An 8,463-nucleotide genomic window follows, 5' to 3' on the forward strand; every position below is an offset into this window, starting at 1 on the left:
TATAAAACAATAAGCCGGCTTAAAGCCGGCTTAAAAAAATTTCTAATTATTTAGAATTTTCTCTTGATGATTAATCGACTCTTGGTGTATTGCTTTAAACATTTTTAAAACAAACTCCTCACTAAGTCCTTTAGACTCTCCTTCTAAAATCATAGCTCCAAGAATCTGATTCCAACGATTGCTTTGTAATACTGCAACGTTTTTCTCTTTCTTTAGCTTACCAATACCATCAGATATTTTCATACGTTTTCCTAAAGCTTCTATTAACTGACCATCGATAACATCTATCTGTGCTCGTAAATTAGATAGTTCCTTAGTATAACCCGCTTCAGGATCATCTTCTTTTCTGATTTTTAAATCCTTCATGATTTGCACCAATTTTGGAGGCGTTACCTGTTGTGCCGCATCACTCCATGCGTTTTCTGGATCGAAATGGGTTTCTATCATTAGACCATCAAAATTAAGATCTAATGCTGTTTGACAAACGTCAAAAATCATGTCTCTATTTCCTGTAATATGAGACGGATCATTAATTAATGGTAAATCTGGAAACCTAGTTTGGAATTCAATAGCCAATTGCCATTCCGGAGTGTTTCTATATTTTGTTTTTTCATACGTAGAAAAACCTCTATGAATTGCTCCCAATTTTTTAATACCTGCTGTATGTAAACGCTCAATACCACCTAACCATAAGGCTAAATCTGGATTTACAGGGTTTTTTACCAATACTATTTTATCTGTACCTGCTAAAGCATCTGCAATTTCTTGCATAATAAATGGGCTCACGGTAGATCGTGCTCCTATCCACAATAAATCCACATCATGTTCTAATGCTAGTTTTACATGGGCAGCATTGGCAACTTCTGTACAGGTCTTCATTCCTGTTTCTTCTTTTACTTTCTGTAGCCACTTTAAACCTAAGGCTCCAACACCTTCAAACATTCCAGGGCGGGTTCTTGGCTTCCATATTCCTGCTCTAAAATAGCTTACATCTGTATCTTTTAATTCATGAGCAATTTTTAACACTTGCTCTTCTGTTTCAGCACTACATGGCCCTGCTATTACTAGTGGGTGATTTAGCTGCATATCATCCAACCATGTTCTCATTTCTTTTGAATTTTCCATTTTCTACTTATTCTTATTTAGTGGTATTCCGTTTAATATTTCTTTAATTTTATTGGTATTATTCATTTCATTATAAATGCCTTCATAATCATCAGCAAGAAGCATTTTTTTAAATTCTGTTAGGTTATTAATATAACCATCTAAAGTCTCCACCACATTTTCTTTATTTTGTTTAAAAATGGGTGTCCACATGGCTGGCGAGCTTTTTGCTAAACGCACGGTACTTTCAAACCCACTCCCCGCCATGTCAAAAATATCACGTTCATTCTTTTCTTTCTCAATAACGGTCTTTCCTAACATAAAGGAACTTATGTGTGACAAATGTGATACGTAAGCTATATGTTTATCATGTGCTTCTGGGTTCATATAGCGAATACGCATACCCAAAATTTTGAAAAGTTCTAATGCTCTTTCTTGTAATTTAAAGGCTGTTTTTTCTACCTCACAAATTATATTCGTTTTACCTTCATACAACCCATTAATTGCTGCCGATGGCCCTGAGAATTCGGTTCCCGAAATAGGGTGACATGCCAAAAAATTTCTTCTTTTAGGATGATTTCCTAGCTCTTTACATATTTTCACTTTCGTAGAACCAGCATCAAAAACCACACAATCGTCATTAATAACATCTAGTATTTTAGGCAACTCGGTTATCATAGCATCTACAGGGATACTCACAACAACAACATCTGCAATAGACAATTGTGTGTAATCTGCTTTCTCATCTATAATTCCCAAAGATAGAGCCTCCTCTATATGCACCTCACTAGCATCTATACCATAAATCGTTGTGTTAGGAATAAGACGTTTTACATCTTTTACTATAGACCCCCCGATTAAACCAATACCTATTACAAATACATTCATTTTTTTTAAAATCTAGCTATTGCTTCTTTAATTTTATCTTCTTTTACACAAAGTGAAAAACGTATATATCCTTCTCCATTACTTCCAAATACGGTTCCCGGAGCTATAAATATATTTTTATCATACAACACTTCATCGACAAACTCTTCGGATGATTTATCGTCATTGGGTAGCTTTGCCCAAACGAACATACCGACTGCATTTTTATCATATACACAATTTAATTTATCGGCCAATTGAAACATTAAATTTCTTCTAGAAGTATACACTTCATCTAACGAATTAAACCAATCATCTCCACTATTTAATGCTGCAATTGCTCCTTTTTGGATGCCATAAAACATACCAGAATCCATATTACTTTTCACCTTTAAAATGGCATTTATATGCGTATCGCTACCTAAAACCATTCCTACACGCCAACCAGCCATATTAAAGGTCTTGCTTAAAGAATTAAGTTCTAAAACTACATCCTTAGCATTATTTAAAGATAAAATACTCGTTGGGTTTTTACTTAATACAAAACTATATGGGTTATCATTAACCAATAATATATCGTTGGCTTTTGCAAAAGCTATAAGTTCTTGCAATTTTTCCTTAGTTGCTGTTGCCCCAGTTGGCATATGCGGATAACTTACCCACATTATTTTAACTTTAGATAAATCTTGTTTCGCCAAATCTTCTAAATCTGGAAACCAATCATTTTCGGCTGTTAGATTATATTCTTTTGCTACTGCCCCTACTAATTTAGTTACCGAAGTATAGGTTGGGTATCCTGGGTTTGGAATCAATGCTTCATCACCAGGATTTAAAAAAGCCATACTAATATGCATTATACCTTCTTTAGACCCCATCAATGGTAATACTTCATTTGTAGGATTTAGAGAAACGCAAAACTTGTTTTTATAAAACTCCGTTATAGCTTCTCGTAATTCTGGCAACCCCTGATAACTTTGGTACTGATGCGCGCCTGGATCACTTAAAGATTTTGTAACCGCTTGTATAACTTCTTTAGAAGGTGCCAAATCTGGGCTACCTATACCCATATTAATAATAGGCCTACCATCTGAAATTAACCCTCGTACTTCTCGTAATTTCTTAGAGAAATAGTATTCCTCTACTGTTTTTAATCTATCTGCAGTGGTAATCATACTCTTGCATTTTTATATTCTCCTAATACTTTAAAATCTTCAGACATAATTTCTAAAAGTGCTTTTGACTTTACAAAATCATCATACGCATTAAAGGTTACATCTACAAAAAAAGCATATTTCCAAGGAGTTTCTATAATGGGTAAAGACTGTATTTTAGTTAAGCTTAAATTACAATCACTCATTACATTTAATACTGCCGCTAGACTTCCTCTTTTATGATCCGTTACAAAACGAATCGATGCTTTATCGATTTCTTCTTTAGGTAATTCTTTATTTGTTGTTTTTACAATTATAAATCTGGTAGAATTATTTTTTATTGTCTGTATTTCTGGTGTAATAATTTCCAAATTATATAATTCTGCTGCTACCTTTGGTGCTATGGCTGCGACATTCTTTAAAGAATGTTCTTGAATTTGCTTTGCTGTTTCTGCAGTATCTACATCTTCTACTAATTTAATATGAGGGTACGCTTTAAAATAATCTTTACACTGTAATAAAGCCATTGGATGAGAACGCACCTCATCTATTTGATCTATAGTTTGCCCTTTATTCACCATAAGATTGTGGTGTATATTTAAATAATACTCCCCTATTATATGCAAATTATTATGGTAAACTAAAGCGTAATTCGGAATTATAGAGCCTGCAATAGAATTCTCTATTGCCATAATTCCTTTATCTGCCTTTCCTGTAAGTAATTGATCTACTAAAAAATCAAAAGACATACATTCTAATAAGTTAACGGAATCTCCAAAATAGTCTTTTGCTACTTGGTGATGGTTAGATCCTTTTATTCCTTGTATTGCTATATTTAATTTCATTTGCCCCAAATTACTACTCTCTTAAGTAGCTTATTATTCACTTTTTTTCAAAAAAAAAGTTCCGATTTTATCGGAACTTTACTCTATCTATATTTTAATAAATATCTAGAACAGCTCCGCACTTCTCTTAAAAAAGAAGTAAAAGGTAAAACCATTCCAGAAATATTGCTTTGTCATTTTTTATTGTAATACGATGGCTAAAGTAATAATTAAATTCAATAATTAAAGCTTTACATCGAATTTTTACTTATTTGTAAATATTTAAGTGAATAAGCTACAATATTTAAGCACTTAACTACTATTATTGCGAATAACCTAAAAATGAAAAATACCCCCAAAGAATAGGTTCTTTATATTAAAAATATAATTTTACTTTATTTTTTATCGAATACGTTATTATGACAAAGGAATAGCTAACCTTTCTATTATGAGACTTATCACCTCGTCTAACTCTTCTTGAATATTGGGGTTGGTACAATTTGTTAAAATAGAAAATACCAATTGCTCTTTTGGATACACATAAAAATTAGAATATCCGCCAACGCCATTTCCTACGTGCCCAAAATACTTTCTTCCCTTTTTATCTTGGCTTACTTGCCAACCTAACCCGTAATATGTTGGCTTACCATTGATAGATTCTGATGTTAAAAACTGTGTTAGCATATCTTTTTGCAAGACTTGTTTCGCTAAAAAAGCTTGACCAAAATTTGCTATATCTACCGCTGTAGAAAGAAAACCTCCTCCCGCCAACTTATAATAATTATTTACAGGAATCGACAATCTAAACCCTAATCGATTTTTGGAATAAAAAGAAGTAGCATTTGGATAGCTATTCCCGGGAATTTCTGCTTCCGTATTACACATCCCTAATGGTTGCAATACTTTTTCTTGTACATAATTCTCAAAAGGAATTCCACTAGCTTCTTGCATCGCAAGTGAAACCAAAACCCAATCGAAGCTAGTATATAAATAATCTGTTCCTGGCTTAAAAAGCAAAGGATCCTCTTTAAAAATCGAAATACTATCCTTTATCGAATACTCTTTATTTAGTCCATACTCTATTCCTTTATAACTTCTAATTCCTGCAGTGTGGCTAGCTAATTGGCGCATGGTAAAATCCCATTTTTTCTTTGGATAATACGGAACATAATCATAGAAAGATGCATCTAAATCTATAATCCCATCTGCTACCATATATGCTAAAGCTGTAGCCGCAATAGGTTTAGATACACTGGCTATTCTAAATTGTGTTTTTTTAGGATCTATTATTATTTTCTCCTCTATATCTGCATAACCATAGCTTTTTTGGAATATCGTTTTTCCTTTCTCCAGAACCGTTATTGCTACCCCTGGTATTTGCTTTTCTGCAATTAACCTTTGTAATAGAACATCTGCCTTTACTAATCCTTGTAACTGGGTATCCTCTCCAATTATTTTATTAGATAAAAATATTTTTTTTAAATAAGCCGTAATAGGGTTTTTCATGTATGCCTATTCCTTTTTAATCTTCAAAAATTAGCTTGCCAGTATATAAGGTTTCTACAGAAACGCTAGGAGGCTTATTAAAACTCCTGACATCTCCTGTTCCTCTTAGTACACCTGTTAGTGTTTCTTCTGGATGTATCAACAAATCATTAGAGCCTCTATGGTTAAAAATAATGCTCTTTGCCATTAGGTTTTCTGTTTCTATCCTAGAATCTCCAGCAGCTATCATTACATTCAAATTTTTAGTACTGCCACTTAGTTTAAAATAAGAATTACCATTTACTACCACAGAAATACTATTGGCATTTAAAGTTAAAATAAACTCGCCATCTGTTGTTTCCGCCTCTGGTTCGCCATAGCTTTCGGAAAGCAACGTTAAACTATTGTAAGATAATATGCCTTCACTGCGAATTGGCCAACTTGTACTACTTCTTATTTCTTTAATATTAGGAGCGGTCACATAAATTTTGGTTACACCGTAATCTCTAACAAAATTGCAATCGTTTTCATCTCTTAGAACTAACCTACCATCTTCTACAACAGCAGTTACTTCTTCTCTTAAAAATTCACCTGTTTCTATCTCTACCTTCTGCTCTCCTTCTTTTAGAATAAGTTCTATATTTTCAAAAACTGTAATTTTATTAAAATCTGCAAGTGTAACTTCTTCTCTGCTAATATCACCAGCTGCTTGGAAACAATCTGGAGCACTTGTACTAGTACATGCCAGGTTTAAAACCAACAATAAAAAGAATATGTGTTTTATTTTTTTCACTTCTATATTTTAAAACCGAATTCCAACTCCAAACTCAATAGCTTCTGCGTTAGCTGCATGAGATTTTAAAGCAACCTCAGCAAAAAATTTATCTCCTAAATATCTTTTTAACCCCAATCTATTATACATTCTGCCTTCAAAATCGAAAGGATAATACACATAATATCCTAATTGGGTAGTGATAGATAGTTTATTAATAAATAATTCGTGCCCTAGAAACAAACCTATACGCTTGTAATCTGTATCTGCGGCTACATTATTTTCAGGAAATGAAATACTTTGAAAACGTATTAACTCTTTTAAAAATCTGGAAAAGAAAATATCCGTTCCAAAATGTAAAGCGCTTTTTCTTCCAATACGTTTATCTGCATAAGCTGATAGTATATAAAAAGGGTATTGGCCCATTCCCTCTACATCGCTACTATTAATTCCTGTTCTTAGAGCCACATTATATTTTACAGGTTCTGTGTATTTTACTTTTTCTACATCTACCACGTAAGTCCTTTCTTTACCACCATCTAAAGCGTAAACTAATCCTACATTAAAGGCTAGCGTATTGGTAGATGTGTTTGGCGACTTAAAACTACCATTAGAATAATGTATTAGTGAAAGCCCTGCTTTAAAACCCAAACCCTTATAAATATTCTCTTTATGATAGTTTAGCATAAAATAAACAGATGCCATAACAGAAGTTCCATAAGCATTGTTTCTAAAATTAGTCTCCTTATCATAAGGATTGGTATTATAGGACACCCCTTGACCAAACCTCAGTTGTAAATTTCGCTTTAAATAATAAAAATTATAGTGTAGAAAAACACCATAATGCTCCCCCAGAGTACTCTTATTCATATTCTGATAGATGAAAGAATACCCCACATCTGGGTAACCATAAGCTTGTTCCCAAGCCTCTTCCCCAAATGTTTTTTTATTTAAGCTTAAAATAAATCCTTCTGGATAGTCCGTTATTAAATGCGAAATGCTTGGATTATGCTTAAGCACGGAGCCATAAAATTGACTAGCATCCATGGTATACATTTTTGCAGATTTACCTTCTTGCGACAAACAAGAAGAAAAAGATAATACTGCTACTAAAAAGAAAATTAGTCTCATAAACTACAAAAATAGGGATTTGAAACCAGTCTCCTTTCCTTTGTATTTAACATAAAAATATTTATTAAAATAATTCTTTTGCAATAGAATATACGTTATCCGATTTGCCCATAGAATAATAATGCAATACAGGAACACCAGCTTCTTTTAACTCTTTAGACTGTTGTATTGCCCACTCTATACCAACCTGTCTAACAGCCTTATTATTCTCGCAGCAATCTACTGCATCAATTAAATTTTGCGGTAAATCTATCTTAAATACTTGTGGCAATATCTGTAGATGTCTTTTAACTGCAAGAGGTTTAATTCCTGGTATAATTGGCACATTAATTCCTATGGCCTTAGCAGCTTCTACAAACTGAAAATACTTCTGATTATCAAAAAACATTTGTGTAACCACATAATCTGCACCAGCATCTACCTTTTCTTTTAATCGTTTTAAATCCGATTTTAAAGATGGTGCCTCCAAGTGTTTTTCTGGATACCCAGCCACACCAATACAGAAATTAGCATTATTCTCCATAGGAGTATCATCATGTAAATACTTACCTGTATTTAAATCTTGTATCTGAGAAACTAAACTAGCTGCATAGGTATGTCCTCCCTTTGCAGGCGTAAAATATTGCTCCTCTCGCATAGCATCACCACGCAACGCCATAACATTATCTATTCCTAAATATTGACAATCTACAAGAACATATTCTGTTTCTTCCTTAGTAAACCCACCACAAAGAACATGAGGTACCGTATCTACATTATACTTATGTTTTATAGATGCGCAAATACCTACCGTTCCTGGACGCATACGTGTAATTTGTTTATCTAACAAACCAGACTTATTAATATAAACATATTCTTCCCTAGACGTAGTAACATCAATAAAAGGAGGTTTAAACTCCATTAATGGATCTATATTATTGTATAACTCCTGAATGTTTTTCCCTTTAACTGGCGGAACAATCTCAAAAGAAAATAAGGTCTTTCCCTTAGCATTTACTATATGATCTGTTACTTTCATGTCCTTATCTAATTTTTTATTTTTTCTTTATTGGGGCGTATTACGGGCTATACGTTATATCTTTTTTTTATAATTTCTATTGTTCAAAAAAAAAAAAAAGGATACCACTAC

The 8,463-nt window shown here is 33.0% G+C and carries 8 protein-coding genes; all 8 read right to left on the bottom strand.

What is annotated here, in order from left to right; translation table 11 throughout:
* Nucleotides 1-42 precede the first annotated feature (42 nt).
* Entirely contained in the window at nucleotides 43-1,125 is a 1,083-nt protein-coding gene (locus QZZ51_RS03715; protein WP_291866049.1) for a bifunctional 3-deoxy-7-phosphoheptulonate synthase/chorismate mutase type II, read from the bottom strand.
* Between the two features lie 3 nt (nucleotides 1,126-1,128).
* Complete coding sequence (locus tag QZZ51_RS03720) at nucleotides 1,129-1,992, bottom strand: prephenate dehydrogenase (protein ID WP_291866051.1); 864 nt, start codon at nucleotides 1,990-1,992, stop codon at nucleotides 1,129-1,131.
* A 5-nt stretch (nucleotides 1,993-1,997) separates the two neighbouring features.
* Nucleotides 1,998-3,143, bottom strand: coding sequence for an aminotransferase class I/II-fold pyridoxal phosphate-dependent enzyme (locus QZZ51_RS03725; protein ID WP_291866053.1), 1,146 nt, complete (start codon nucleotides 3,141-3,143; stop codon nucleotides 1,998-2,000).
* Complete coding sequence (locus QZZ51_RS03730) at nucleotides 3,140-3,967, bottom strand: prephenate dehydratase (protein ID WP_291866054.1); 828 nt, start codon at nucleotides 3,965-3,967, stop codon at nucleotides 3,140-3,142. Before QZZ51_RS03730 ends, QZZ51_RS03725 begins: the two co-directional genes overlap by 4 nt.
* 396 nt (nucleotides 3,968-4,363) lie before the next feature.
* Nucleotides 4,364-5,452: a serine hydrolase domain-containing protein gene (locus tag QZZ51_RS03735; RefSeq protein WP_291866056.1), complete on the bottom strand. Its 1,089-nt coding sequence runs from the start codon at nucleotides 5,450-5,452 to the stop codon at nucleotides 4,364-4,366.
* Nucleotides 5,453-5,468: 16 nt separating this feature from the next.
* The gene (locus tag QZZ51_RS03740; protein ID WP_291866058.1) at nucleotides 5,469-6,224 is read right to left on the bottom strand and encodes a head GIN domain-containing protein; all 756 of its coding nucleotides are present in this window, start codon (nucleotides 6,222-6,224) and stop codon (nucleotides 5,469-5,471) included.
* A gap of 9 nt (nucleotides 6,225-6,233) precedes the next feature.
* The gene (locus tag QZZ51_RS03745) at nucleotides 6,234-7,334 is read right to left on the bottom strand and encodes an acyloxyacyl hydrolase (RefSeq protein WP_291866059.1); all 1,101 of its coding nucleotides are present in this window, start codon (nucleotides 7,332-7,334) and stop codon (nucleotides 6,234-6,236) included.
* Nucleotides 7,335-7,398: 64 nt separating this feature from the next.
* Entirely contained in the window at nucleotides 7,399-8,352 is a 954-nt protein-coding gene (gene metF, locus QZZ51_RS03750; protein ID WP_291866061.1) for a methylenetetrahydrofolate reductase [NAD(P)H], read from the bottom strand.
* Between the last annotated feature and the right edge of the window lie 111 nt (nucleotides 8,353-8,463).

It is taken from the genome of Maribacter sp. (assembly GCF_016744255.1).
In the GTDB taxonomy this organism is placed as follows: domain Bacteria; phylum Bacteroidota; class Bacteroidia; order Flavobacteriales; family Flavobacteriaceae; genus Maribacter_B.

Excerpts from the sequence above, each read along its gene's own strand:
- QZZ51_RS03745 (WP_291866059.1), bottom strand. The coding sequence starts at position 7,334 with ATGAGACTAATTTTCTTTTTAGTAGCAGTATTATCTTTTTCTTCTTGT.
- QZZ51_RS03730 (WP_291866054.1), bottom strand. The coding sequence starts at position 3,967 with ATGAAATTAAATATAGCAATACAAGGAATAAAAGGATCTAACCATCAC.
- QZZ51_RS03715 (WP_291866049.1), bottom strand. The coding sequence starts at position 1,125 with ATGGAAAATTCAAAAGAAATGAGAACATGGTTGGATGATATGCAGCTA.
- QZZ51_RS03725 (WP_291866053.1), bottom strand. The coding sequence starts at position 3,143 with ATGATTACCACTGCAGATAGATTAAAAACAGTAGAGGAATACTATTTC.
- QZZ51_RS03735 (WP_291866056.1), bottom strand. The coding sequence starts at position 5,452 with ATGAAAAACCCTATTACGGCTTATTTAAAAAAAATATTTTTATCTAAT.
- QZZ51_RS03720 (WP_291866051.1), bottom strand. The coding sequence starts at position 1,992 with ATGAATGTATTTGTAATAGGTATTGGTTTAATCGGGGGGTCTATAGTA.
- metF (WP_291866061.1), bottom strand. The coding sequence starts at position 8,352 with ATGAAAGTAACAGATCATATAGTAAATGCTAAGGGAAAGACCTTATTT.